Source organism: Emticicia sp., assembly GCF_049241225.1.
In the GTDB taxonomy this organism is placed as follows: Bacteria; Bacteroidota; Bacteroidia; order Cytophagales; family Spirosomataceae; genus Emticicia.
Window position 1 is genome coordinate 1 of record NZ_JBMLRC010000300.1, and the last position, 1,566, is coordinate 1,566.

1 pseudogene is annotated in these 1,566 nt (G+C 41.0%); it reads left to right on the forward strand.

The features are described 5' to 3' along the window. Positions 1-1,566, forward strand: a pseudogene (locus ACOVO2_RS16130) (SusC/RagA family TonB-linked outer membrane protein); the annotation flags it as partial.

Consider the following 1,566-nt stretch of genomic DNA (forward strand, 5'->3'; position numbering starts at 1 on the left):
TGGACTACCAAAACGAAGACCGTACTTTCCGTCGTGCATACAGTTCAAACCGTTTTAAAACTGGTGCTTATGCCGAGCAAAACGTTTTCTATCGTGAAATCAACTCTGATTTCTTGCTGAATTACACCAAAAACTTGGGCAACTTGAGTGTAGATGTCTCGGCAGGGGGCAATAGAATGGACCAAAGAGTAGCCAACGAACAAGTTCAAACACTTTCATTGGCACAACCAGGCGTTTATGCTTTGTCGAATGCGGCTTCACCTTTGGAATATTTCCAAGCGGCTGGTACTAAACGAATTAATAGCTTTTATGGTATTGCTAAATTCGGCTTTAAAGATTTCTTGTTTGTAGATATTACTGGCCGCAACGACTGGTCGAGTGCTTTGGCAACTGCTACTTCTTCGGCAAATACTTCGTTCTTTTATCCGTCGGTTTCAGCAGGTTTGGTAGTTTCAAATTTAGTAAAATTACCAACGGCTATTTCATTCCTGAAACTCCGTGCCAGTTATGCACAAGTTGGAAATGATACCAGTCCTTTCCAAACCATCGGAACATTCGTGGCACGTACGCCTGTAGGTGGTTTACCGACTTTCACCGACCAAAACCAAATCTCAAATGCCAACTTGAAACCCGAAAGCATTAGTTCGACCGAATTTGGTGCCGATGTGCGATTCTTGAATGATAAAATCAAGCTCGACGTAACGTATTTCAATGCTTTGAATAAAAATCAGATTATTTCATTGCCGATTGCGGTTTCTTCGGGTTATGGTCAGCAAAGTATCAATGGTGGAGCAGTTAGAAGCAAAGGAGTTGAAGTTGTACTTGATTTAACGCCAATCCGCACAAATGTTTTTTCTTGGAGAAGCACTTTCAATTTCTCGACTTATCAGAATATCGTAGAAAAATTACCAATTCCTGGGCAAACTATCACTTTGGCCTACAACAGAATTTATGATAACGTTAATCAAACGGTTTGGTACCAAGTAAAAGAAGGTGGCCGCATGGGCGATATGTACGGAACGGGCTATTTGAAAAATGATAAAGGTGAGTTTATTATTGGAAAAGATGGCCGTTACATTGTGGACAATAATCTAAGAAAATTGGGCAATTATACGCCTGATTTTATGGTAGGTTTCAATAATACTTTGAGCTATAAAAACTTCCAGATGAGTTTCTTGTTCGATTGGCGTCAAGGCGGAAAAGTTGTTTCTCGTACTTTAGCATTGGCCGCAGTTGGTGGACAACTTATCGAAACCGAAAACCGTCCAGCAGCAGGTATCATTGCTAAAGGTGTAGTAAACATGGGAACGGCCGAAAACCCTAATTACCAACCAAATACTACTGCTGTAAGTGCTGAAACGTATTACAGAATGTACTACGACCGCAACCATGAGGAAAATAACACTTATAATGCTTCGTATCTGAAACTCCGTGAGGTACTGATTGGCTACGAATTGCCAAAAGGTTGGTTCAAAAATCGTATAGAGAGCATCAATGTTTCGTTGATTGGCCGTAATCTTTACGCTTTCAGCAAAATACCGCACTTCGACCCCGAGCAGTTTGGTT